Here is a 25900-nt window from a genome sequence, read left to right on the forward strand (position 1 = left end):
ATCTGACGCTATATTTGTTAATAATTCATTAATATGAAACTTATAATTAACATTTATGCATCATTTGACGTAAATTGAAGCCATGAATCGTCGTTTTTACGGTGACGGGAAAATAATAAAATGTCGAAATTGAGAACTGAATCGATACCGGAAAAGGGTGCTCAACATTTTTCCGTTCGATGATATGCTCACCACTCTTTTCGCCCAGGACGTTATCATTGTGGCGGCCTGTATTGTTACCGTGGAGAACTCATGCAACGCGTTCAACGCATCATTGTCACGTTGATCCTGGCTATCCTGTCTTTTAATGTCGGTGCGCATCCCCACAGTTTTATCCATCTGAAAACTGAGATAGTGAGTGAAAATAACCAGTTTGTAGCGCTGAAAATGCGCTGGACGATGGATGAAATCACCTCGGCTGATCTGCTTTATGATGCGGGGAATGCCAAACCGGGTGATGAGATCTGGAAAAAACTGGCGGCAGAATTGATGGCCAACGTCCTTGGGCAGCACTATTTCACTGAAGTGTGGCATGCGGGACAAAAGGTAAAGTTTAAAAATCGGCCGACGGAATATGGTATGGAACGTGAGGATCATCAGGCGGTGCTGACATTTGTGCTGCCGTTGGCAGAGCCGCAACCGTTGAACGGACAAAAATATAGTATTTCAACGTTCGATCCGACCTACTACGTCGATATGAGCTATGACAAAGACAGTGATGCCTCTCTGGCACAGCCCCTACGCCAGCAATGCCGGATTTCCGTGCATACGCCGACGCCGAATGAACAAACGCTGAGTTTTGCACAGTCGCTGGATAAAGAAGATGCACCGCCGGAGGATATGGAATTAGGTAAACAGTTTGCACAGACGGTGACGTTACAATGTCAGTAATTTATCGACCACACACGGTCAGACGTCGTTGGCTTAGCCTATGGCCGCTGGCGCTGTTTTTGCTGCTGGCGACGGGCGGCATACTGTGGCTATGGCAGATCTGGCCGCAGGTCATGGTGAAAAGTATTGTCTGGCAGCGGGATGTTAATCAGCAGATGAGTGGGTTGCTCAAAGCGGTTGCTGCTAATCCGAACCGGGCCGGGGGATCGCTGCTGCTGTTTAGTTTCCTGTATGGGGTACTACACGCGCTGGGGCCGGGACACGGGAAAATTGTTATTACCACCTGGCTTGCGACCCATCCGTCGAAGTTGAAGTCGAGTATCGGGCTGACGCTGGCGTCTTCGTTGTTACAGGGACTGGTCGCAATTGGGCTGGTGATAGTGGTGCTTACGGTACTGCAGCTGCCGGCCCGGCAATTGCATATGAGCAGTTTCTGGCTGGAGAAAGGAAGTTATGCGTTGGTGGGGGTGTTGGGGGTGCTGCTGTGCGTTCGTGCGCTGAGAAAGCTGCGCCAGTTGCTGCGTCGCCCGACGTTTACCGCTTTTGCGTCGCAGCATATCCATCATGATGGCTGTGGTTGTGGGCATCAACATTTGCCAGACCCTGAGCAGATACAACACGGGGATGACTGGCGTGCGCGACTGATGATAATTCTGTCTATGGGCATGCGCCCGTGCTCCGGAGCCATCATGGTGCTGCTGTTTAGCAAAGTGGTTGGCGTGTTTAACTGGGGGATGGCATCGGCGCTGGCCATGGCGGCTGGAACGTCACTGACGATCACATCTTTAGCTTTACTGGTGCACAGTTTCCGCTCGCTGGCGGTGAAACTCAGTGGCAATAACGCGCCGGTACTGTGGCGGCAGATTGGCTGGACAACGCTGGCATTAGCCGGAGGCATGGTGCTGATTGCCGCTGCGGTGGTGATGTGGATGAGTGCAGTGCCGGTAGGACGGGGGATAAGACCGTTTTAGGTTAGAACGGTATAGTATGAATTGTAGGCCGGATAAGACGCGAAAGCGTCGCATCCGGCACCACAGCAGATTAACGCTTCAGCGCGTCGCTCAGTTCGTCACGCATGTTCGCCAGCATGGCTTTCACTACGCGCGGGTTACCTGCAACGATGTTGCCGGTCGCCATGTAGTTATGACCGCCGGTGAAGTCGCAAACCAGTGCGCCAGCTTCACGAGCAATCAGCTCGCCTGCAGCGAAATCCCATGGTTTCAGGCCGATTTCGAAGTAACCATCAACGCGTGCAGCGGCAACGTATGCCAGATCCAGCGCAGCAGAACCCGTGCGACGGAAGTCCGCGCATTCGGTGAACATGTTGCCGAGGATTTTCATATAAGAAGCGGCGTGCTGCTTCGCTTTGAACGGGAAACCGGTGGCGATGATGGTGCCATCCAGATCGCGAGCCGTGCTGCCGCGCAGACGGTAGCCGTTCAGCTGTGCGCCCTGACCACGAGTCGCGGTGAACAGTTCGTTACGCATTGGATCGTAAACAACAGCGACTTCAGTACGGCCTTTGATGCGTACTGCGATAGATACCGCGAAATGCGGCAGACGTTTTACGAAGTTGGTAGTGCCATCCAGTGGATCGATAACCCATTGAACATCCAAATCTTCACCAACATGTTCACCGCTTTCTTCGGTGATGATGGTGTGCTGTGGGTAAGATTTGCGGATCGTTTCGATAATAATCGCTTCGGCGGCTTTATCGACGTTAGTCACGAAATCATTGCTGCCTTTCTGGCTGGTTTCTACAGAGTCTGGGGTTTCGTAGTGTTTGGCAATTACATTACCCGCCTTGCGCGCTGCGCGCACGGCGATGGTCAGCATCGGATGCATCGGTCTCTCTCACTGGATGTTAAAGAACGGGAAAACGGCGCAGAGTATAGCAGCGAGTTCGGATTATGTCTTCGTTTTATGATAATATGGTCGAATAATCTTTAGCCGAAGAAATACAATGCTGCAAAATATTCGAATCGTGCTGGTGGAAACGTCTCACACTGGCAACATGGGCTCTGTTGCCCGCGCAATGAAAACGATGGGTTTAACCAATCTGTGGCTGGTAAATCCATTAGTAAAACCGGACTCCCAGGCTATCGCTCTGGCGGCTGGCGCCAGTGATGTGATTGGCAGTGCGCAAATCGTCGATACGCTCGATGAAGCACTGGCGGGTTGTAGTCTGGTTGTCGGAACCAGCGCGCGTTCCCGCACGTTGCCGTGGCCGATGCTGGATCCGCGTGAGTGTGGCTTAAAAAGCGTTGCTGAAGCGGCAAATACGCCGGTGGCGTTGGTTTTTGGTCGTGAACGCGTTGGTTTGACTAACGAAGAACTGCAAAAATGCCATTATCACGTCGCTATTGCCGCGAACCCGGAATACAGTTCGCTCAATCTGGCGATGGCGGTTCAGGTCATCTCTTATGAAGTCCGCATGGCCTGGCTGGCAACGCAGGAAAGCGGTAAAGCAGCTGACTATGAAGAAACCCAGTATCCACTGGTCGACGATTTAGAGCGTTTTTACGGTCATCTGGAACAGACACTGCTGTCGACCGGGTTTATCCGTGAAGGCCATCCGGGGCAGGTGATGAACAAGCTGCGTCGTCTGTTTACTCGCGCACGTCCAGAGAGCCAGGAACTGAATATCCTGCGCGGGATTTTAGCGTCGATTGAACAACAGAATAAAGGGAAGTAACCTGTCTTTACGCCGGATGGCGCTTCGCTTATCCCGCCTACAGGCCGCACGATTTGTCGGCCGGATAAGCGAAGCGCTATCCGGCAAACGAATACCGCACGGAACGCAAAATACCTGACTAAATTAGTCAAGTAAATAGTTGACTGATTTAGTCGGGAATGTCAGACTTGCCCCTGCTATGCAATACCCCCATTTTACAATAAAAAACCCCGGGCAGGGGCGAGTTTGAGGCTAAGTAAGACATGAGACTGACATCAAAAGGGCGTTATGCCGTGACCGCAATGTTGGACGTTGCGCTCAACTCCGAAACGGGCCCGGTACCGTTGGCAGATATTTCTGAACGTCAGGGCATTTCCCTGTCGTATCTGGAGCAGTTGTTCTCCCGTTTGCGTAAAAACGGTCTGGTTTCCAGCGTACGTGGACCAGGCGGCGGATATCTGCTGGGTAAAGATGCAGGCAGCATCGCAGTAGGTGAAGTGATTAGCGCTGTCGACGAGTCTGTAGATGCGACCCGTTGCCAGGGCAAAGGCGGTTGTCAGGGCGGCGATAAGTGCCTGACCCACGCGCTGTGGCGCGATCTTAGCGACCGCCTGACCGGTTTCCTCAATAACATTACGTTGGGCGAACTGGTAAATAATCAGGAAGTCCTCGATGTGTCTGGTCGCCAGCACACGCATGACGCTCCACGCACTAATCGTGCTCAAGACGCGATCGACGTTAAGTTACGCGCATAATAAAAGTATTTTAGAATCAGGCCGGGACGCCAGACGCCCCGTTAACTCGGTCGTACATCCAGCCGGTTGCCTGATTCCTTGCATTGAAGCGATGTACGGAGTTTATAGAGCAATGAAATTACCGATCTATCTCGATTACTCCGCAACCACGCCGGTGGACCCGCGTGTTGCCGAGAAAATGATGCAGTGTCTGACCCTGGACGGAAACTTTGGTAACCCAGCGTCTCGTTCACACCGTTTCGGCTGGCAGGCTGAAGAGGCGGTAGATATCGCCCGTAACCAGATTGCCGACCTCGTGGGCGCTGACCCGCGTGAAATCGTCTTTACTTCCGGTGCGACTGAATCCGATAACCTGGCGATTAAAGGTGCAGCCAACTTTTATCAGAAAAAAGGCAAGCACATCATCACCAGCAAAACCGAACACAAAGCCGTGCTGGACACCTGTCGTCAGCTGGAGCGCGAAGGGTTCGAAGTCACCTACCTCGCCCCGCAGCGTAACGGCATTATCGACCTGAAAGAACTTGAAGCGGCGATGCGTGATGACACCATTCTCGTGTCCATCATGCACGTGAACAACGAAATTGGCGTGGTACAGGATATTGCGACGATCGGCGAAATGTGCCGCGCGCGTGGCATCATCTATCACGTTGATGCAACCCAGAGTGTAGGTAAACTGCCTATCGACCTGAGCCAGCTGAAAGTGGACCTGATGTCCTTCTCTGGCCACAAAATCTATGGCCCGAAAGGTATCGGCGCGCTGTATGTGCGTCGTAAACCGCGTATCCGTATCGAAGCGCAGATGCACGGCGGCGGTCACGAGCGCGGCATGCGCTCCGGTACGCTGCCTGTTCACCAAATTGTCGGTATGGGTGAAGCTTACCGTATCGCCAAAGAAGAGATGGAAACCGAGATGGCGCGTCTGCGCGGTCTGCGTAACCGTCTGTGGAACGGTGTGAAAGACATGGAAGAGGTATACCTCAATGGTGACCTCGAGCATGGCGCACCGAACATTCTCAACGTCAGCTTCAACTTTGTTGAAGGCGAGTCGCTGATTATGGCGCTGAAAGATCTGGCGGTATCTTCCGGTTCTGCATGTACCTCTGCAAGCCTGGAACCTTCCTACGTGCTGCGCGCACTGGGGATGACTGACGAGCTGGCACATAGCTCAATTCGTTTCTCTTTAGGTCGTTTCACTACCGAAGAAGAGATTGACTACGCCATCAATCTGGTTCGTAACTCCATCGGCCGTCTGCGTGACCTTTCTCCGCTGTGGGAAATGTTCAAACAGGGCGTGGATCTGAACAGTATTGAATGGTCACATCACTAATTCGGCACCGATAAGGAGAATTCATCATGGCTTACAGCGAAAAAGTAATCGATCATTACGAGAATCCACGTAACGTGGGCTCTTTTGACAACAGCGACGAGAACGTGGGCAGCGGCATGGTGGGTGCACCGGCCTGTGGCGACGTGATGAAGTTGCAGATCAAAGTCAACAATGAGGGTATCATTGAAGACGCGCGTTTCAAGACTTACGGCTGCGGTTCCGCTATTGCCTCCAGCTCTCTGGTTACCGAATGGGTAAAAGGGAAATCGCTGGACGAAGCACAGGCGATTAAGAACACCGATATCGCAGACGAACTTGAACTGCCACCAGTGAAAATTCACTGTTCTATTCTGGCTGAAGACGCGATTAAAGCCGCGATTGCGGATTACAAAAGCAAACGTGAAGCAAAATAATTAAGAGTTGAGGTTTTATTATGTCGATTACCTTAAGCGACAGTGCAGCAGCGCGTGTAAATACCTTCCTGGCGAACCGCGGTAAAGGGTTTGGTCTGCGTCTGGGCGTGAGAACCTCCGGCTGCTCAGGTATGGCCTATGTACTGGAATTTGTTGACGAGCCGGCGGCTGAAGATACCGTGTTTGAAGACAAAGGCGTAAAAGTCGTGATCGACGGAAAGAGCCTGCAATTCCTCGACGGTACGCAGTTAGACTTCGTCAAAGAAGGTCTGAACGAAGGGTTTAAGTTCACTAACCCGAACGTGAAAGACGAATGTGGATGCGGCGAAAGCTTCCACGTGTAACGCGCTTACTGATAACCCCACCGTGGTCGCCTGCGCGTGGGGTTTGTTTTACCTGACTCTCTGGTTTTGCCTCATCGAACAACAGAGAATCGATGCCCTGAGAATGTTATGGACTACTTCACCCTCTTTGGCTTACCGGCCCGTTATCAGCTCGATACTCAGGCGCTGAGCCTACGTTTTCAGGATCTACAACGTCAGTATCATCCTGATAAATTCGCCAGCGGTTCTCAGGCGGAACAACTTGCTGCAGTTTCGCAGTCCGCCACTATCAACCAGGCCTGGCAAACGCTGCGTCATCCCTTGATGCGCGCCGAATACTTACTGTCTTTACACGGCTTTGATATCAGAAGTGAACAGCACACGGTGCGCGACACTGCCTTCCTGATGGAACAGCTGGAGCTGCGTGAAGAACTGGACGAAATTGAACAGGCAAAAGACAGTCAACGACTGGATGCGTTTATGAAACGTGTCAGCGACATGTACAATGTTCGCCATCAATTGATGGTAGAACAGCTGGATAGCGAGACGTGGGACGCGGCGGCAGATACCGTGCGTAAGCTGCGTTTTCTCGATAAACTGCGAAGCAGTGCAGAACAACTCGAAGAAAAACTGCTCGATTTTTAATTTCCGGAAGCGAAAATGGCCTTATTACAAATTAGTGAGCCTGGTCTGAGCGCTGCGCCGCACCAGCGTCGTCTGGCGGTAGGCATCGATTTAGGCACCACCAACTCCCTGGTTGCGACCGTACGCAGCGGCCAGGCCGAAACGTTGGCCGACCACGACGGTCGCCACCTGTTGCCGTCAGTGGTTCACTATCAGCAGCAGGGCTACTCAGTCGGTTACGATGCGCGTGCTAACGCGGCGCTGGATACGGCAAATACCGTCAGTTCGGTAAAACGCATGATGGGCCGCTCGCTGGCGGATATTCAGGCGCGCTACCCGCATTTGCCTTATACGTTCCAGGCAAGTGAGAACGGTCTGCCGATGATTGAAACTGCTGCTGGCTTACTCAATCCAGTACGCGTCTCTGCTGACATTCTGAAAGCGCTAGCCGCGCGGGCAACCGAAGCGCTGTCCGGCGAACTGGATGGCGTGGTGATCACCGTTCCGGCCTACTTTGATGATGCTCAGCGTCAGGGCACGAAAGATGCTGCGCGTCTGGCGGGCCTGCATGTACTGCGTCTGCTGAATGAACCGACCGCTGCCGCGATTGCCTATGGCCTGGATTCAGGTCAGGAAGGTGTCATTGCCGTTTATGACCTTGGCGGCGGTACGTTTGATATTTCTATTCTGCGCCTGAGCCGTGGCGTGTTTGAAGTGCTGGCGACCGGTGGTGATTCCGCACTCGGTGGCGACGATTTTGACCATCTGCTGGCCGACTACATCCGTGAGCAGGCGGGCGTTGCCGATCGCAGCGACAACCGCGTACAGCGTGAACTGTTGGATGCCGCGATTGCCGCTAAAATCGCGCTCAGCGATGCGGACTCTGTCACCGTTAACGTGGTGGGATGGCAGGGTGAAATCACCCGTGAAACCTTTAATGAACTGATTTCCGCACTGGTTAAGCGCACGCTGCTGGCTTGCCGCCGCGCACTGAAAGATGCTGGCGTTGAGGCGCAAGACGTTCTGGAAGTGGTGATGGTTGGTGGTTCAACGCGCGTGCCGCTGGTGCGTGAACGCGTCGGCGAATTCTTTGGCCGTACGCCGCTGACCTCGATTGATCCGGATAAAGTCGTTGCCATCGGCGCGGCTATTCAGGCCGATATTCTGGTTGGCAATAAACCGGACAGCGAAATGCTGTTGCTGGACGTTATCCCGCTGTCCCTGGGACTGGAAACCATGGGCGGTCTGGTGGAGAAAGTGATTCCGCGTAACACCACGATTCCGGTGGCACGGGCACAAGACTTTACCACCTTTAAAGACGGGCAAACGGCGATGTCGATTCACGTGATGCAGGGCGAGCGTGAGCTGGTGCAGGACTGCCGTTCGCTGGCACGTTTTGCACTGCGCGGCATCCCGGCACTACCTGCGGGTGGGGCGCATATCCGCGTGACCTTCCAGGTGGATGCTGATGGCCTGTTGAGTGTGACCGCCATGGAGAAATCCACCGGCGTTGAATCCTCCATCCAGGTCAAACCGTCCTACGGTCTGACGGACAGCGAAATCGCCTCTATGATTCAGGATTCGATGAGTTTTGCCGAGCAGGATGTAAAAGCGCGTATGCTGGCAGAACAAAAAGTCGAAGCAGCACGTGTACTGGAAAGCCTGTCCGGTGCGCTCGCTGCTGATGCCGCGCTGTTAAGCGCCGCAGAACGTCAGATTATCGACGCCGCCGCCGCGCATTTGAGCGAGGTTGCACAGGGCGACGATGTTGACGCTATCGAACAAGCCATTAAAAACGTAGACAAACAAACCCAGGATTTCGCCGCTCGCCGCATGGACAAATCTGTCCGTAGCGCGCTGAAAGGCCATTCTGTGGACGAGGTTTAATATGCCAAAGATTGTTATTTTGCCTCATCAGGATCTCTGTCCCGATGGTGCCGTTCTGGAAGCTGAGACTGGCGAAACGATTCTCGACGTTGCCCTGCGTAACGGCATCGAGATTGAACACGCCTGTGAGAAATCCTGTGCCTGTACGACCTGTCACTGCATCGTACGTGAAGGTTTTGATTCTTTGCCGGAAAGCACAGAAGAAGAAGACGACATGCTGGATAAAGCCTGGGGTCTGGAGCCGGAGAGCCGTTTAAGCTGTCAGGCCCGTGTCACCGAAGACGATTTAGTGGTCGAAATCCCACGTTACACAATCAATCATGCGCGTGAGCATTAACAGAGGGTAGTATGGGACTGAAGTGGACCGATAGCCGCGAAATCGGTGAGGCGTTGTACGACGCGTTCCCCGATCTCGATCCCAAGACCGTTCGTTTCACCGATCTGCACCAATGGATCTGTGACCTGGAAGAGTTCGATGATGATCCACAGGCATCGAACGAAAAAATCCTTGAGGCCATTTTGCTGGTCTGGCTGGACGAAGCCGAATAAGTCAACGGGCTGCCCACGGGTGGCCCGTTTTCCTGTATGCGCGAAAATAAGGATAAATAAAATGACAGAAGCCATGAAAATTACGCTTTCCACGCAACCTGCCGATGCCCGCTGGGGTGAAAAGGCAACATACAGTATCAATAATGATGGCATTACCCTGCACCTGAACGGAAAAGATGACCTTGGCCTTATCCAGCGTGCCGCGCGTAAAATTGACGGTCTGGGGATTAAACACGTTCAACTGGACGGTGAAGGCTGGGATACCGAGCGCAGCTGGGCATTCTGGCAGGGCTATAAAGGGCCGAAAGGCAGCCGCAAAGTTGAGTGGGCTGCTTTGGACGAGGCACAGCGCAAAGAGCTGGATAACCGTCTGAAAATTATCGACTGGGTGCGTGACACCATCAATGCCCCGGCGGAAGAGCTGGGCCCGGAACAACTGGCGCAGCGTGCGGTTGATCTGCTGTGCTCTGTCGCGTGCGATAACGTCTCTTACCGCATCACAAAAGGTGAAGATCTGCGTGAGCAGAACTACATGGGACTGCATACGGTGGGACGCGGTTCTGAACGTCCGCCGGTGCTGCTGGCGCTGGATTACAACCCAACTGGCGATAAAGAAGCGCCGGTTTATGCGTGTCTGGTCGGCAAAGGCATCACCTTTGACTCCGGCGGTTACAGCATCAAACAAAGCGCATTTATGGACTCAATGAAGTCCGATATGGGCGGTGCGGCAACCGTAACTGGCGCACTGGCATTTGCTATTACTCGCGGGCTGAACAAGCGCGTGAAACTGTATCTGTGCTGTGCGGATAACCTGATTAGCGGTAATGCCTTTAAACTGGGCGATATTATTCACTATCGCAACGGTAAAAACGTTGAGGTGATGAACACCGACGCTGAAGGCCGTCTGGTACTGGCGGATGGCCTGATTGACGCCAGTGCGCAGAAACCGGAGCTGATTATTGATGCTGCCACGCTGACAGGTGCCGCGAAAACAGCACTGGGTAACGATTACCACGCGCTGTTCAGCTTTGATGACCAACTGGCTGCTCGCCTGCTGGCAAGTGCTGCACAAGAAAACGAGTTGTTCTGGCGTCTGCCCCTGGCGGAATTCCACCGTAACCAGCTGCCGTCTAACTTTGCCGAGTTGAATAACACCGGCAGCGCGGCTTACCCGGCTGGCGCAAGCACTGCGGCGGGCTTCCTGTCCCATTTCGTGGAAAACTACCAGCAAGGCTGGCTGCACATCGACTGTTCTGCAACTTATCGCAAAGCGCCGGTTGAGCAGTGGTCTGCTGGCGCAACTGGTCTGGGTGTGCGCACAATTGCGAACTTGTTAACCGCTTAATTATGTAGGCCGGATAAGCGTTAGCGCTATCCGGCAAGATAACGGCGGGGGCGCTTCGCTTGCCCGCCCTACATGCATCTCTATTGTGATCCTATGTCTGAAACAAAAAACGAATTAGAAACGTTGCTGGAACAAGCAGCGACTGAGCCAGCGCACCGCCCGGCCTTTTTCCGCACGCTGCTGGAGTCTACTGTCTGGGTACCGGGTACTGCCGCAGAAGGTGAGGCGGTCGTAGAAGACAGTGCGCTGGATCTGCAGCACTGGGAAAAAGAAGACGGCACGACGGTGATTCCGTTCTTCACCTCTCTGGAAGCTTTACAACAGGCCGTGGAAGATGAACAAGCGTTCGTCGTTATGCCGGTGCGCACATTGTTTGAAATGACGCTCGGCGAAACACTGTTTCTCAATGCTAAGCTGCCAACCGGCAAAGAGTTTATGCCACGCGAAATCAGTCTGCTGATGGGGGAAGAAGGCAACCCTCTGAGTACCCAGGAAGTACTGGAAGGCGGTGAATCGCTAATTCTCTCCGAAGTTGCCGAACCGCCCGCACAGATGATTGACTCGTTGACCACACTGTTTAAAACCATTAAACCGGTGAAGCGTGCATTTCTCTGCTCAATTAAAGAGAGCGCGGATGCTCAGCCGAACCTGTTGATTGGTATTGAAGCCGATGGCGATATCGAAGAGATTATTCATGCTACTGGCAGCGTTGCAACTGACACGTTACCGGGCGATGAACCCATTGATATTTGCCAGGTGAAGAAAGGTGAGAAGGGCGTCAGCCACTTTATTACCGAGCACATTGCACCGTTCTATGAACGCCGCTGGGGCGGTTTCCTGCGCGACTTTAAGCAGAATCGGATTATCTAAAAGACCAGGCCGGGTGGCGACGCATACGTCTTACCCGGCCTGGGATGTGCGCTATTTTGTAGGCCGGATAAGCGAAGCGCCATCCGACATTTCCCGCTTTATAATACCGGTTCTACCGGTAAATCACTCCGCGATCCCCATTCGCTCCACGCACCGTCATACAAGGACACATCAGGAACCTCCAGCGTGGCAAGCGCCAACACGACGACGGCAGCCGTCACACCGGAACCGCAACTGGCAATGATTGGTCTGTCAAAGCTCACGCCGTGGCTAAAGAAAATCGCATCCAGCTCATCGGTGGTTTTCAACTCTCCGTCACGTACCAGTTCTGTCCACGGCACGTTCAGTGCTCCTGGAACATGACCGCGTTTCAGGCCTGGACGAGGTTCATCAACCTGGGCATTAAAACGTGCCGCCGGGCGGGCATCGACGATCTGTGCCGTTTTTTCATGGCTGGCCAGCAGCACATCGGTCACGCGTACAACCGCTTCAGGCGCGAATGCTGTATCAAATTCACCTTCGGGCAAATCAACGTTTCCTGTCTGCAGGGGGAGCTCATCACGCTGCCAGCCAGCCAAACCGCCAGCCAGAATTGAGACATTCTCAACGCCAAATGTCCGCAACATCCACCATGCCCGCGGGGCAGAGAACAGATTACCTTCATCGTATATCACCAGGTGCTTATCCTGGTGCACGCCTAACTCGCGCATGGCGACGGCGAAGGCTTCCGGGCGCGGCATCATGTGCGGAAAGGGGGAGGTGTGGTCAGAGAGGGCTTCAATATCAAAAAAGACAGCGCCAGGGATGTGGCCTGCACGATATTCCTCGCCAACATCGCGATCTTCCTGGCCTGGAGGTGCCATCCGGGCATCAAGAATTTGTATTTCCGGGTCGTCAATATGTTCGACAAGCCAGTCGGCAGCGACAAAGAAGGCGGTAGTCATAGGCATCTCCATTTTTACCAGGTTTCGGCAAATTGTCGGATGTTTACTGTAAAGCGACAAGTAAAAGAGGCTGATTTGTCAGGCCGAACCACATTAATCATTAAAATTCAGACAACATCATTCGCTTGCCGACTTCCACCGTAAGAAATCTGACGCATAATAGTTGTACTACGTAGCTAACAGGCCACTGCGGCCAGGGATGAAAAATGAAATATATTCGCGTAGCGGCCTGCATGCTGATGCTGGCCCTGGCAGGGTGCGATAATAATAACGATAAGCCGCCAACAGCGGCGAAAAATGATGCGCCAGCCCCGCAGAGCGCACCGGTAAAAGATCCGGCGCAATTACAAAAGCTGATACAGCAGAGTCAGGGCAAGTCGCTCACGTTGCTGGATGCCTCTGAAGTTCAGCTTGATGGCGCAGCAACTCTGGTCCTGACTTTCTCTATTCCTCTCAATCCCGAACAAGATTTTTCCCGTGTCGTGCACGTTGTCGATAAAAAAAGCGGCAAAGTGGACGGAGCCTGGGAGCTGGCGCCGAATCTGAAAGAGCTGCGTTTATGCCACCTTGAACCCAACCGCGAGCTGGTGGTCACCATTGAGCGTGATTTGTTGGCATTGAATAAAGCGACGTTTGGTATTGAGTATGAAAAAAATATTACCACCCGCGATGTTCAGCCCAGCGTAGGGTTTGCCAGTCGTGGCTCGCTACTGCCGGGCAAAGTGATCGAAGGATTACCGGTGATGACGCTGAACGTTGATAGCGTAGATGTGAACTTCTTTCGCGTGAAACCTGAATCGCTCGGTGCCTTTGTCAGCCAGTGGGAATACCGTAACGCATTGTCCAACTGGGAATCAGATAACCTGCTGAAAATGGCGGAACTGGTGTATACCGGGCGCTTTGATCTCAATCCAACGCGTAATACCCGAGAAAAACTGTTGCTGCCGTTGAGCGATATCAAGCCGCTGCAGCAGGCGGGTGTGTACGTGGCGGTGATGAATCAGGCCGGGCATTACAACTACAGCAATGCCGCGACGTTATTTACGCTCAGCGATATCGGTGTCTCTGTCCACCGTTACCACAACCAACTGGATGTTTTCACACAAAGCCTGGAAAACGGTGCTGCGCAACAAGGGATTGATATCACCTTACTCAATGAGAAAGGGCAGACATTGGCGCAAGCCACCAGTGATGCGCAGGGGCATGTAAAGCTTGAAACTGATAAAGATGCTGCTTTATTGCTGGCGCGAAAAGATGGGCAAACCACATTGTTGGATTTGAAACTCCCGGCGCTGGATCTGGCCGAGTTTGATATTGCCGGTGCGCCGGGCTACAGCAAGCAGTTCTTTATGTTTGGTCCGCGCGATCTCTATCGTCCTGGTGAAACGGTGATCCTCAACGGATTACTGCGTGATAGTGACGGAAGAACACTGCCCGATCAGCCCATTAAGCTGGAGGTCGTGAAGCCTGACGGGCAGGTGCTACGTTCGGTGGTCAGCCAACCTGAAAACGGTCTGTATCGCTTTAGCTGGCCGCTGGATAGCAGTGCGCCAACCGGTATGTGGCATATTCGGGCTAATACCGGTGATAACCAGTCGCGGATGTGGGATTTCCACGTCGAAGACTTTATGCCGGAACGAATGGCGCTCAATCTCGCTGCTGAAAAGACGCCCGTGGCGCCGGCGGATGACGTGAAGTTTTCCGTTGTGGGCTACTACCTGTACGGCGCACCTGCCAATGGTAATGCCCTGCAAGGCCAGCTTTTCCTGCGGCCACTGCGTGAAGCGGTGCAGGTGCTACCAGGATTCCAGTTCGGTAATATTGCTGAAGAAAATCTGTCCCGTAGCCTCGATGAAGTTCAGCTTACGTTAGATGAACAAGGTCGCGGCGAGGTCATTGCCAGTAGCCAGTGGCAAGAAACGCATTCGCCGCTGCAGGTAATTTTGCAGGCCAGTCTGCTGGAGTCGGGTGGCCGTCCGGTGACCCGTCGGGCAGAACAAGCTATCTGGCCTGCGGATACGCTGCCGGGTATTCGTCCGCAGTTTGCGGCGAAAGCCGTGTATGACTACCGCACCGATACCACCGTAAATCAGCCCATCGTTGATGAAGACAGCAATGCCGCTTTCGATATCGTGTATGCCGATGCGCAAGGCGAGAAAAAAGCGGTAACCGGTTTGCAGGTGCGTTTGATCCGTGAACGTCGGGATTATTACTGGAACTGGTCTGATGGCGAGGGCTGGCAATCACAGTTTGACCAAAAAGATCTGGTTGAGGGTGAGCAGACGCTGGATCTTAAGGCCGATGAAACAGGTAAAGTTAGCTTCCCGGTAGAGTGGGGCGCATACCGCCTCGAGGTTAAAGCGCCAAACGATACGGTCAGCAGTGTACGCTTCTGGGCGGGTTATAGCTGGCAGGATAACAGCGACGGTAGCGGAGCGGTCCGTCCCGATCGCGTGACGTTGAAACTGGACAAACCTAATTATCGTCCCGGCGATACCATGAAGCTGCACATTGCTGCGCCAGCAGCGGGTAAAGGCTATGCGATGGTGGAATCGAGTGAGGGTCCGCTGTGGTGGCAAGAAATCGAGGTGCCTGCAGATGGTCTTGAGCTCTCTATTCCGGTCGATAAAAGCTGGAACCGCCATGATTTGTATCTCAGTGCGCTGGTGATCCGCCCTGGTGATAAATCCCGTTCAGCAACGCCTAAACGTGCGGTTGGACTGCTGCATTTACCGCTGGGGGATGAGAATCGTCGGCTGGCGCTGGCGCTGGAAAACCCGGCGAAAATACGCCCGAATCAGCCGCTGACCGTCAAAATTAAGGCCAGTATTAAGAATGGTGAAGTGCCAAAGCAGGTGAATGTGCTGGTCTCTGCCGTGGACAGCGGGGTCCTGAATATTACGGATTACGTCACGCCAGACCCGTGGCAGGCATTTTTCGGGCAAAAGCGCTACGGCGCGGATATTTATGATATTTACGGCCAGGTGATCGAAGGTCAGGGGCGTCTGGCGGCACTGCGTTTTGGCGGCGATGGCGATGAGTTAAAACGCGGCGGAAAACCACCCGTCAATCACGTCAATATCGTCGCACAACAGGCACTGCCGGTTACGCTCAACGAGCAGGGTGAAGGCACTGTGACGTTACCGATTGGTGATTTCAACGGCGAGCTGCGGGTAATGGCGCAGGCCTGGACGGCGGATGATTTTGGCAGCAGCGAAAGTAAAGCGATCGTTGCCGCCCCGGTGATTGCTGAATTGAATACCCCGCGTTTCCTGGCCGGGGGCGATACGTCGCGACTGACGCTGGATGTAACTAACCTGACAGACAAACCGCAGACGCTGAATATCAAGCTTGCCGCCAGTGGATTACTGGAACTGATGGGGCAAGATCCGGCACCCGTGAATCTGGCACCAGGCGTACGTACCACGCTGTTTGTTCCAGTGCGTGCCCGGGAGGGATTTGGCGAGGGTGAAATTCAGGCTGAGATTTCAGGTCTGGAACTGCCTGGCGAAACGTTCTCTGCTTCACACAAGCAATGGAAGATTGGCGTGCGTCCGGCGTTCCCGGCGCAAACCGTCAATAACGGTGTTGCGCTCCAGCCGGGTGAAACCTGGCAATTGCCTGGTGAAGAGTTGGTTGATTTTTCAGCGGCTACAGTGCAGGGACAACTGTTGTTCAGCGGTAAGCCGCCGCTAAATCTGGCGCGCTACATCCGTGAACTGAAAGCCTATCCTTACGGTTGCCTCGAGCAAACCGCCAGCGGACTGTTCCCGTCGTTATACACCAACGCCGCGCAGCTGAAAGCGCTGGGCATAGCAGGCGACAGCGATGAGAAACGCCGTGCGGCAGTAGAGATTGGCATCTCCCGGTTGCTGCAGATGCAGCGTGATAACGGGGGGTTTGCATTGTGGGACAAGAATGGTCCGGAAGAGTACTGGCTGACGGCCTACGTTATGGACTTCCTCGTGCGAGCAAATGAACAAGGTTATAGCGTACCGACAGAGGTGATTAACCGGGGGAATGAACGGTTGCTGCGCTATTTGCAGGATCCGGGCATGATGTCGATTCGCTATACCGACGATACCTCAGCAAGCCGCTTTGCAGTGCAGGCTTACGCGGCACTGGTGCTGGCTCGCCAGCAGAAAGCCCCGCTCGGCGCACTACGCGAAATCTGGGAGCGTCGTGCACAAGCGGCGTCTGGTTTGCCGCTGCTGCAACTGGGTATTGCGCTGAAAAACATGGGGGATGCGAATCGCAGTGAACAGGCGTTGACGCTGGCATTGAATACACCACGCAGCGACGCGCAGCAATGGATGGCGGATTACGGTAGTCAGCTGCGCGATAATGCGCTGATGCTGGCCTTGCTGGAAGAGAATAAGCTCAAACCTGACGTGCAGAATACGCTGTTGAATACGTTGTCAGAACAGGCCTTCGGCCAGCGATGGCTCTCTACTCAGGAAAATAATGCGCTATTCCTTGCCGCGCGTACGCTACAGGATTTACCTGGCACGTGGCAGGCGGAGACGTCACTTGCCAAACAGCCTCTGACAGGTGAAAAATCGCAAACTCATAATCTGGATGCAGACACGCTCTCTACGCTGTCGGTCACCAACATCGGCAATTTGCCACTATGGCTGCGTCTGGATGTCAGTGGTTACCCGCAAAACCCGCCGACGCCTGCCAGCAATGTCCTGCATATTGAACGTCAGATCCTGGGGCTGGATGGTCACAGCAAATCGCTGGACTCTCTGCGCAGCGGCGAACTGGTGCTGGTTTGGCTGACGGTAAAAGCCAGCCAGAACGTGCCTGATGCGTTAGTCGTTGATCTGCTGCCCGCCGGGCTGGAACTGGAAAACCAGAATTTGGCCAACGGTAGCGCCAGCCTGCAGGATAGCGGTAGCGAAGTGGCGAATCTGCTCAATCAGATGCAGCAGGCGGATATTCAGCATGTGGAGTTCCGCGACGACCGTTTTGTTGCGGCGGTGGCAGTCAACGAAGGACAACCGGTCACGCTGGTGTATCTGGCGCGGGCGGTAACGCCGGGGACCTATCAGATTCCTATACCGCAGGTGGAATCAATGTATGTTCCCCAGTGGCGTGCGACCGGTACGGCAGAGGGGCCATTGATTGTCAGACCGTAAATGATGCACCGGTTGGGGAAACGCGGCTGCTGGCTCTGGCTGGCCGCCGTTATGCTATTACTTGTGGCGGCGGTTTGGTCGGCAGATAAAATCTGGCCGCTGCCGCTTCATGAAGTCGATCCTGCGCGTGTCGTGGTGGCGTACGATGGTACACCGCTATGGCGTTTTGCCGATGTGGACGGTATCTGGCGCTATCCGGTCACAATTGATGAGGTCTCGCCGCGATACCTCGACGCGTTAATCAATTACGAAGATCGCTGGTTCTGGAAACATCCCGGTGTTAATCCGTTTTCGGTGCTACGCGCGGCGTGGCAGGATCTCTCCTCTGGACGCGTGGTTTCGGGCGGCAGTACGCTCACCATGCAGGTGGCAAGATTGCTTGACCCTCATCCTCGCACCTTTGGCGGTAAGTTCCGCCAGCTCTGGCGCGCAATGCAACTGGAGTGGCACCTTTCCAAGCGCGATATCCTGACGCTCTATCTGAACCGTGCACCGTTTGGCGGCACGCTTCAGGGGGTGGGGGCAGCAAGTTGGGCCTATCTGGGCAAATCGCCCGCACAATTGAGTTATTCCGATGCCGCACTATTGGCTGTTCTGCCGCAAGCGCCGAGTCGTCTGCGCCCGGATCGTTGGCCAGATCGCGCCGAAGCTGCGCGCAATAAAGTGCTTGAGCGTATGGCGACGCAAGGGATTTGGTCCGCGAAGCAGGTACAGGAGTCGCGCGAAGAACCAGTCTGGTTAGCTCCCAGACAGATGCCACAGTTAGCGCCCTTATTCTCGCGCATGATGCTGGGAAAAAGTCGCAGTGACAAAATAGTGACCACGCTGGATGCCGGGCTGCAACGTCAACTGGAAGAGCTGGCGCAAAACTGGAAGGGGCGGCTTCCTGCGCGCACTTCGCTGGCGATGATTGTGGTCGATCATACCGATATGAGCGTGCGTGGCTGGGTGGGGTCGGTAGATATGAATGACGACTCCCGCTTTGGTCATGTGGATATGGTGAACGCGATTCGTTCTCCGGGATCGGTGCTGAAGCCATTTGTTTATGGCCTGGCGCTGGATGACGGATTGATTCACCCGGCTTCGTTGCTGCAGGACGTGCCGCGTCGTACCGGGGATTATCGTCCAGGGAATTTTGATAGTGGCTTTCATGGCCCGGTGAGCATGAGTGAAGCGTTGGTACGTTCGCTAAATTTACCCGCAGTTCAGGTGCTTGAAGCTTATGGACCGAAGCGTTTTGCCGCAAAATTGCGTAATGTGGGTTTGCCGTTGTACTTACCCGCAGGAGCCGCGCCGAATCTGTCGTTGATCCTGGGCGGCGCGGGGGCGAGACTTGAAGATATGGCGGCGGCATACAGCGCGTTTGCCCGTCATGGTAAGGCGGGCAAACTGCGTTTGCAGCCGACAGATCCACTGCTGGAGCGCCCGTTGATGTCAGCAGGTGCGGCGTGGATTATTCGTCGGATTATGGCTGACGAAGCGCAACCTCTCCCGGATAACGCGCTGAGCAGAGTGGTTCCGCTGGCATGGAAAACGGGCACCAGTTATGGCTATCGTGACGCATGGGCAATCGGCGTTAATTCACGTTATGTGATAGGTATCTGGACCGGCCGACCCGACGGTACGCCGGTGGTCGGGCAGTTTGGTTTTGCCAGCGCCGTTCCTCTTTTAAATCAGGTGAATAATTTGCTGCTGGCGCGGGGAAGCGCTCAGCCGGAGGATCCGCGTCCTGATTCGGTTAGCCGCGGTGTGGTGTGCTGGCCTGGTGGACAATCTCTGCCGAATGGTGATGGTAACTGTCGTCGTCGTTTAGCCACGTGGCTACTGGACGGTAGCCAACCGCCAACGTTGCTATTACCCGAACAAGAAGGCGTGAGTGGCATTCGTTTTCCTGTCTGGCTGGACGATGAGGGAAAACGCGTTGCAGCGGATTGCTCGCAGGCTCGTGAGCAAACATTAATCGTCTGGCCGTTGCCGCTGGAACCCTGGCTACCGGAATCAGAGCGTCGGGGCGCGAGGTTACCGCCGGTTTCTACAATCTGTCCGCCGCTGGGGCAGGATGCTTCATTACCGCTGCAGTTGACAGGTGTGCGCGATGGCGCGATTGTGAAGCGTTTACCCGGTATTCAACAGGCTTCATTACCGGTGCAAACCAGCGGTGGGACAGGTGAGCGCTGGTGGTTTCTTAACGGTGAACGACTGGATGAGCGCGGGCGTCGTCTTACCCTGCGACTCACAGTAAAAGGGGATTACCAACTCCTGGTGATGGATGACGCGGGGCAAGTGGCGACGGTGAGATTTTCTTTGCAATAGACCAGGTTGAGATGTTTTGTTGCTAAAAATCATCTTATTTTAAAGAAATGTTACCTTCGTCAATAGTCAACGGCCAGGATGCTCTTTATAATCCGCGCCAGGTAAACCATAACAGAACATCTTTTTTCAGAGGTAATCATGGCTATTGAACGTACTTTTTCCATCATCAAACCAAACGCGGTGGCAAAAAACGTTATTGGGAGCATCTTTGCGCGCTTCGAAGCAGCAGGGTTCAAAATTGTCGGCACTAAAATGCTGCATCTGACCGTTGAGCAGGCGCGTGGCTTCTATGCTGAGCACGACGGCAAACCGTTCTTTGATGGCCTGGTTGAATTCATGACCTCCGGTCCAATCGTCGTTTCCGTACTGGAAAGCGAAAATGCCGTACAGCGTCATCGCGATCTGTTGGGCGCAACGAATCCGGCAAATGCGCTGGCCGGTACGCTGCGTGCCGACTACGCTGACAGCTTCACCGAAAATGGTACCCACGGTTCCGATTCCGTTGAATCCGCAGCCCGTGAAATCGCCTATTTCTTCGGTGAAGGCGAGGTTTGCCCGCGCACTCGCTAATCTCCTGCGTCTTTCACGTCGCAGATGCGTTGGCTGCGTTCGTTTACCCCGGTCACATAGTTTTCTATGCTCCCGGGGATGCTCGAACTTGCCGCCTTCCTGCGACGCGAAATCCTTTGGAGATGAATTAGCAATTTACATATTATTTTCGCTAATGCTTCGTGCAAACGTGGCATCCCTGCGCCAGACTTTGTACAATGCAACGCCCCGGAAGAGCAGACCGCTTACCGGGGCGTTTCTTTTTAACCCTCCACGGGCCATAACGTGTAACAACGAGGCCGGAAAAAATTATGTCTGAATTAGTTAACACCTCTGAAGTCGTCATTGCTGCGGTTCCAAATAAAAATGGAAAAATTAACCTGCTGGATCTGAACCGTCAGCAGATGCGCGAATTCTTCAAAGAGATGGGCGAAAAGCCGTTTCGTGCCGATCAGGTCATGAAATGGATGTACCACTATTGCAGCGACAATTTTGATGACATGACTGACATCAATAAGGTGCTGCGCAACAAACTGAAAGAAGTGGCTGAAATTCGCGCCCCGGAAGTGGTGGAAGAGCAGCGTTCTTCTGATGGCACTATCAAATGGGCCATCGCGGTTGGCGATCAGCGTGTTGAAACGGTTTATATCCCGGAAGACGATCGCGCGACCCTGTGTGTTTCTTCACAGGTTGGTTGTGCATTAGAGTGTAAATTCTGCTCTACGGCGCAGCAGGGCTTTAACCGTAACCTGCGTGTGTCGGAAATCATTGGTCAGGTCTGGCGTGCGGCGAAAATCGTCGGCGCGGTGAAAGCTACAGGCGTACGTCCCATCACCAACGTGGTGATGATGGGGATGGGGGAGCCACTGCTTAACCTGACTAACGTCGTTCCGGCGATGGAAATTATGCTTGATGACTTCGGTTTCGGGTTGTCCAAGCGTCGCGTTACGCTGTCCACCTCAGGCGTTGTCCCTGCGCTGGATAAGTTGGGTGACATGATTGATGTCGCACTGGCGATTTCTCTGCATGCGCCAAATGATGAAATTCGTGACGAAATTGTACCTATTAACAAAAAGTACAATATCGAAACGTTCCTCGGGGCAGTGCGCCGCTATCTGGAGAAATCCAATGCGAACCAGGGCCGCGTGACCATCGAGTATGTGATGTTGGATCACATCAACGATGGCACTGAGCATGCTCATCAGCTTGCAGAACTGCTGAAAGACACGCCGTGTAAGATCAACCTGATTCCGTGGAACCCGTTCCCGGGCGCGCCGTATGGCCGTAGCTCTAACAGTCGTATCGATCGTTTCTCTAAAGTGTTGATGAGCTATGGTTTCACGACCATCGTGCGTAAAACACGTGGTGATGATATCGATGCAGCCTGTGGCCAACTGGCGGGAGACGTTATCGACCGTACCAAGCGTACTCTGCGTAAGCGTATGCAGGGCGATGCTATCGATATCAAAACCGTTTGATGCCGAATGCACTACGGTATAAATAATGTACCGTAGTGCAATGTAAGTTACATAAGGTCCTTTGTTGTAGTCGTCTGATCAATAATAACGGTGCGTTTTAGTCGACTTTAAGGCAGTATGTAGCGGTGCAACAAGAGTTTAGACCCTCAGGTTTACGCTGTTTTGTCATTGATAGTCTGACCGTTTTATACTGTCTGACGAAGGTTAACTGACCAGATGTTTCGCGGTGTGGGTGAGCATTGTGGCTCGCCGGCGCCAGAACCCAAATTTACGCAGCTGTAGCGAATGAATACTGAAGCCACGCACGACAAAAATGAAGCACTATCCACCGGCGTTCGTCTGCGCAATGCCCGTGAACAACTCGGATTCAGCCAACAGGTGGTCGCGGAACGACTCTGCCTGAAGGTCTCCACGGTACGCGATATTGAAGAAGATAAGGCACCAGCCGATCTCGCTTCAACATTCCTGCGCGGGTATATCCGTTCTTATGCGCGTCTGGTGCATATTCCTGAAGAAGAACTGTTGCCAGGGCTGGAAAAACAGGCTCCGATTCGCCCTGCCAAAGTTGCGCCGATGCAGAGTTTTTCGCTCGGTAAGCGCCGCAAGAAGCGTGATGGCTGGCTAATGACCTTTACCTGGCTGGTACTGTTTGTCGTTGTCGGACTGACTGGTGCCTGGTGGTGGCAGAACCATAAAGCGCAGCAGGAAGAAATCACCACGATGGCCGATCAATCTTCCGCTGAACTGAATGCCGGTAAAGATAACGCGCAGAGCGTGCCGCTGGATACCAGCGCTGCCGCAAGCCAGGACAATACGCCGGCTCCGGATGATGGCGCAGTGGCTGATGCCGCTCAAACGCCGGATACTGCAGCGACCCCGGCGCCTGGCGCAGATCAAAATGCCGTTGTGGCTCCGTCTCAGGCCAATGTTGATACTGCAACGACCACGCCTACTGCACCCGCGACAGCGGCACCACTGCCGACTGACCAGGCGGGTGTAACAACGCCGACTGCCGATCCTAACGCGCTGGTGATGAATTTCACCGCTGACTGCTGGCTGGAAGTGACCGACGCAACCGGTAAAAAACTGTTTAGCGGCATGCAGCGTAAAGATGGCAATTTGAATCTGACCGGTCAGGCACCGTACAAACTGAAAATTGGTGCTCCGGCGGCAGTGCAGATTCAGTTCCAGGGTAAACCTGTCGACCTGAGTCGTTTTATCAGAACTAACCAGGTTGCGCGTCTGACCGTTAATGCCGAACAATCACCGGCTCAGTAACAGACGGCAATGCGGGAGATTTTTTAATGCATAATCAGGCTCCAATTCAACGTAGAAAATCGACACGCATTTACGTTGGGAACGTGCCGATCGGCGATGGGGCTCCCATCGCCGTACAGTCTATGACCAATACGCGGACCACGGATGTGGAAGCGACGGTTAATCAGATCAAAGCGCTGGAACGTGTAGGCGCAGATATTGTTCGTGTCTCTGTACCGACAATGGATGCTGCAGAAGCGTTCAAGCTTATCAAACAGCAGGTTAATGTCCCGCTGGTTGCCGATATTCACTTTGATTACCGTATTGCGCTGAAAGTGGCGGAATACGGTGTCGACTGTCTGCGTATCAACCCAGGTAACATCGGTAACGAAGAGCGTATTCGCATGGTGGTGGATTGCGCGCGTGATAAAAACATTCCTATCCGCATTGGTGTAAACGCCGGATCGCTGGAAAAAGACCTGCAGGAAAAATACGGTGAGCCGACGCCGCAGGCGCTGCTGGAATCTGCGATGCGTCATGTGGATCATCTCGATCGCCTGAACTTCGATCAGTTTAAAGTTAGCGTGAAAGCGTCTGATGTTTTCCTCGCCGTTGAATCTTATCGCCTGCTGGCAAAACAGATCGATCAACCGCTGCACCTGGGGATCACCGAAGCTGGTGGCCTGCGTAGTGGTTCGGTGAAGTCCGCGATCGGCCTTGGCCTGCTGTTATCTGAAGGGATCGGCGACACACTGCGCGTTTCTTTGGCGGCGGATCCGGTCGAAGAGATCAAAGTGGGCTTTGATATCCTGAAATCGCTGCGCATTCGCGCGCGCGGCATTAACTTTATCGCGTGTCCAACCTGCTCACGCCAGGAGTTCGACGTTATTGGTACGGTTAACGCGCTGGAGCAACGCCTGGAAGATATCATTACGCCAATGGACGTTTCGATCATCGGTTGCGTGGTAAACGGTCCTGGTGAAGCACTGGTTTCCACGCTGGGCGTGACGGGCGGCAACAAGAAAAGCGGCCTGTATGAAGACGGCGTGCGTAAAGACAGACTCGACAACGATGACATGATCACGCAGCTCGAAGCCCGTATTCGCGCCAAAGCGAGTATCCTGGACGAAGCGCGACGCATTGACGTGCAGCAGCTTGAAAAATAATAACGTGATGGGAAGCGGCGTGCTTCCCGTGTATGATTGAACCCGCATGGCGCCCGTATTATTCGGGTTAGCGCTGAGGGTTCATTTTTATATCCATAAAGAGAATAAACGTGGCAAAAAACATTCAAGCCATTCGCGGCATGAACGATTATCTGCCTGGCGAAACCGCCATCTGGCAGCGCATTGAAGGCACTCTCAAAAACGTGCTCGGCAGCTACGGTTACAGTGAAATCCGCTTGCCGATTGTAGAGCAGACCCCGTTATTCAAACGTGCGATCGGTGAAGTGACCGACGTCGTTGAAAAAGAGATGTATACCTTTGAGGACCGCAATGGCGACAGCCTGACCCTGCGTCCTGAAGGCACTGCGGGCTGCGTACGCGCCGGCATCGAACATGGTCTCCTGTACAATCAGGAACAGCGTCTGTGGTATATCGGGCCGATGTTCCGCCACGAACGTCCGCAAAAAGGTCGTTATCGTCAATTCCATCAGTTGGGTGTCGAAGTGTTTGGTCTGCAAGGCCCGGACATTGATGCTGAGCTGATTATGCTGACTGCCCGCTGGTGGCGTGCACTGGGTATTTCCCAGCATGTTAGCCTTGAGCTGAACTCTATTGGTTCGCTTGAAGCGCGTGCTAACTACCGTGATGCGCTGGTCGCCTACCTGGAACAGCACAAAGAAAAACTGGATGAAGATTGCAAGCGCCGCATGTACACCAACCCGCTGCGTGTTCTCGACTCCAAAAACCCGGACGTGCAGGCGCTGCTGAACGATGCCCCTGCACTGGGTGACTATCTTGATGATGATTCTCGCGAACATTTCGCGGGGCTGTGCAAACTGCTGGAATCCGCAGGTATTGCCTACACCGTTAATCAGCGTCTGGTTCGCGGCCTCGACTACTACAACCGCACCGTATTTGAGTGGGTAACCAACAGCCTGGGCTCACAGGGTACCGTCTGTGCAGGTGGTCGCTATGATGGTCTGGTTGAGCAACTTGGCGGTCGTGCCACGCCAGCGGTAGGCTTCGCTATGGGTCTGGAACGACTTGTTTTGTTAGTTCAGGCAGTTAATCCGGAATTTAACGCAGATCCTGTTGTCGATATATACCTGGTTGCGTCAGGTGCGGATACGCAGTCAGCCGCAATGCGGCTTGCTGAACGTCTGCGTGATGACGTTCCCGGTGTGAAATTGATGACTAACCACGGTGGCGGCAACTTTAAGAAACAGTTTGCTCGCGCCGATAAGTGGGGCGCCCGCGTTGCACTGGTACTGGGTGAGTCCGAAGTGGCTGACGGTACTGTTGTAGTGAAGGATTTGCGCTCTGGTGAGCAAACGGCAGTAGCGCAGGATAGCGTTGCCACGCATTTGCGCACTCTACTGGGCTAAGGAGAAGGA

Annotated in this window: 22 protein-coding genes; 20 read left to right on the forward strand and 2 right to left on the reverse strand. The window is 53.8% G+C overall.

Features of this window, described 5'->3' with window-relative positions; translation table 11 throughout:
- Positions 1 to 252: 252 nt before the first annotated feature.
- Positions 253 to 891, forward strand: a complete 639-nt coding sequence (locus NNO02_RS13500; RefSeq protein WP_271455015.1) for a DUF1007 family protein — start codon at positions 253 to 255, stop codon at positions 889 to 891.
- Entirely contained in the window at positions 882 to 1862 is a 981-nt protein-coding gene (locus tag NNO02_RS13505; RefSeq protein WP_271455016.1) for a nickel/cobalt transporter, read from the forward strand. The genes NNO02_RS13500 and NNO02_RS13505 overlap by 10 nt, the downstream gene beginning before the upstream one ends.
- A 70-nt stretch (positions 1863 to 1932) precedes the next feature.
- On the opposite strand, the gene suhB is transcribed toward NNO02_RS13505, so the two are convergent.
- Entirely contained in the window at positions 1933 to 2736 is an 804-nt protein-coding gene (gene suhB / locus NNO02_RS13510) for an inositol-1-monophosphatase (protein ID WP_149281455.1), read from the reverse strand.
- 118 nt (positions 2737 to 2854) lie between these two features.
- On the opposite strand from suhB, the gene trmJ reads away from it, so the two are divergent.
- The 11 genes from trmJ to sseB all read left to right on the forward strand — a co-directional run bounded on the left by trmJ (position 2855) and on the right by sseB (position 11658).
- Complete coding sequence (gene trmJ, locus NNO02_RS13515; protein WP_137384805.1) at positions 2855 to 3586, forward strand: tRNA (cytosine(32)/uridine(32)-2'-O)-methyltransferase TrmJ; 732 nt, start codon at positions 2855 to 2857, stop codon at positions 3584 to 3586.
- Between the two features lie 242 nt (positions 3587 to 3828).
- Entirely contained in the window at positions 3829 to 4320 is a 492-nt protein-coding gene (gene iscR / locus NNO02_RS13520; protein WP_003037674.1) for a Fe-S cluster assembly transcriptional regulator IscR, read from the forward strand.
- Between the two features lie 112 nt (positions 4321 to 4432).
- Positions 4433 to 5647, forward strand: coding sequence for a cysteine desulfurase (gene iscS, locus NNO02_RS13525; protein ID WP_271440688.1), 1215 nt, complete (start codon positions 4433 to 4435; stop codon positions 5645 to 5647).
- A gap of 26 nt (positions 5648 to 5673) precedes the next feature.
- Positions 5674 to 6060, forward strand: coding sequence for a Fe-S cluster assembly scaffold IscU (iscU, locus tag NNO02_RS13530; RefSeq protein WP_002913991.1), 387 nt, complete (start codon positions 5674 to 5676; stop codon positions 6058 to 6060).
- 20 nt (positions 6061 to 6080) lie between these two features.
- Positions 6081 to 6404, forward strand: coding sequence for an iron-sulfur cluster assembly protein IscA (gene iscA, locus NNO02_RS13535; protein WP_003835203.1), 324 nt, complete (start codon positions 6081 to 6083; stop codon positions 6402 to 6404).
- Between the two features lie 108 nt (positions 6405 to 6512).
- The gene (gene hscB / locus NNO02_RS13540; RefSeq protein WP_271440689.1) at positions 6513 to 7028 is read left to right on the forward strand and encodes a co-chaperone HscB; all 516 of its coding nucleotides are present in this window, start codon (positions 6513 to 6515) and stop codon (positions 7026 to 7028) included.
- Between the two features lie 15 nt (positions 7029 to 7043).
- Positions 7044 to 8894 (forward strand): Fe-S protein assembly chaperone HscA, encoded by a 1851-nt coding sequence (gene hscA, locus NNO02_RS13545; protein WP_271455017.1) that lies wholly within the window; start codon positions 7044 to 7046, stop codon positions 8892 to 8894.
- A gap of 1 nt (position 8895) precedes the next feature.
- Positions 8896 to 9231: an ISC system 2Fe-2S type ferredoxin gene (gene fdx / locus NNO02_RS13550; RefSeq protein ID WP_003037690.1), complete on the forward strand. Its 336-nt coding sequence runs from the start codon at positions 8896 to 8898 to the stop codon at positions 9229 to 9231.
- 11 nt (positions 9232 to 9242) lie between these two features.
- Positions 9243 to 9443, forward strand: coding sequence for a Fe-S cluster assembly protein IscX (gene iscX / locus NNO02_RS13555; RefSeq protein ID WP_003037694.1), 201 nt, complete (start codon positions 9243 to 9245; stop codon positions 9441 to 9443).
- A 61-nt stretch (positions 9444 to 9504) separates the two neighbouring features.
- Positions 9505 to 10788, forward strand: a complete 1284-nt coding sequence (gene pepB, locus NNO02_RS13560; RefSeq protein WP_271440691.1) for an aminopeptidase PepB — start codon at positions 9505 to 9507, stop codon at positions 10786 to 10788.
- Between the two features lie 93 nt (positions 10789 to 10881).
- The gene (sseB, locus tag NNO02_RS13565) at positions 10882 to 11658 is read left to right on the forward strand and encodes an enhanced serine sensitivity protein SseB (RefSeq protein WP_271455018.1); all 777 of its coding nucleotides are present in this window, start codon (positions 10882 to 10884) and stop codon (positions 11656 to 11658) included.
- Between the two features lie 98 nt (positions 11659 to 11756).
- Here the strand turns inward: sseB and sseA are convergent, their stop codons facing one another.
- On the reverse strand, positions 11757 to 12602 hold the full coding sequence (gene sseA, locus NNO02_RS13570) for a 3-mercaptopyruvate sulfurtransferase (protein ID WP_271440693.1): 846 nt from the start codon (positions 12600 to 12602) through the stop codon (positions 11757 to 11759).
- A 206-nt stretch (positions 12603 to 12808) separates the two neighbouring features.
- On the opposite strand from sseA, the gene NNO02_RS13575 reads away from it, so the two are divergent.
- The 7 genes from NNO02_RS13575 to hisS all read left to right on the forward strand — a co-directional run bounded on the left by NNO02_RS13575 (position 12809) and on the right by hisS (position 25891).
- The gene (locus NNO02_RS13575) at positions 12809 to 17743 is read left to right on the forward strand and encodes an alpha-2-macroglobulin family protein (RefSeq protein WP_271455019.1); all 4935 of its coding nucleotides are present in this window, start codon (positions 12809 to 12811) and stop codon (positions 17741 to 17743) included.
- Positions 17744 to 20056, forward strand: a complete 2313-nt coding sequence (gene pbpC / locus NNO02_RS13580) for a peptidoglycan glycosyltransferase PbpC (protein ID WP_271455020.1) — start codon at positions 17744 to 17746, stop codon at positions 20054 to 20056.
- A 138-nt stretch (positions 20057 to 20194) separates the two neighbouring features.
- Positions 20195 to 20626 (forward strand): nucleoside-diphosphate kinase, encoded by a 432-nt coding sequence (gene ndk, locus NNO02_RS13585; RefSeq protein ID WP_003037710.1) that lies wholly within the window; start codon positions 20195 to 20197, stop codon positions 20624 to 20626.
- 290 nt (positions 20627 to 20916) lie between these two features.
- Positions 20917 to 22083 (forward strand): bifunctional tRNA (adenosine(37)-C2)-methyltransferase TrmG/ribosomal RNA large subunit methyltransferase RlmN, encoded by a 1167-nt coding sequence (locus NNO02_RS13590; RefSeq protein WP_137384795.1) that lies wholly within the window; start codon positions 20917 to 20919, stop codon positions 22081 to 22083.
- 285 nt (positions 22084 to 22368) lie between these two features.
- Positions 22369 to 23361, forward strand: a complete 993-nt coding sequence (gene rodZ, locus NNO02_RS13595) for a cytoskeleton protein RodZ (RefSeq protein ID WP_271448613.1) — start codon at positions 22369 to 22371, stop codon at positions 23359 to 23361.
- Between the two features lie 26 nt (positions 23362 to 23387).
- Positions 23388 to 24506 (forward strand): flavodoxin-dependent (E)-4-hydroxy-3-methylbut-2-enyl-diphosphate synthase, encoded by a 1119-nt coding sequence (gene ispG, locus NNO02_RS13600; protein WP_040233471.1) that lies wholly within the window; start codon positions 23388 to 23390, stop codon positions 24504 to 24506.
- 110 nt (positions 24507 to 24616) lie between these two features.
- A complete protein-coding gene (gene hisS / locus NNO02_RS13605; RefSeq protein ID WP_137384792.1) occupies positions 24617 to 25891 on the forward strand; it encodes a histidine--tRNA ligase in 1275 nt (424 codons plus the stop codon).
- The last annotated feature ends 9 nt before the right edge of the window (positions 25892 to 25900 follow it).

The organism is Citrobacter sp. Awk 2 (assembly GCF_028069815.1).
Classification (GTDB): Bacteria; Pseudomonadota; Gammaproteobacteria; order Enterobacterales; family Enterobacteriaceae; genus Citrobacter.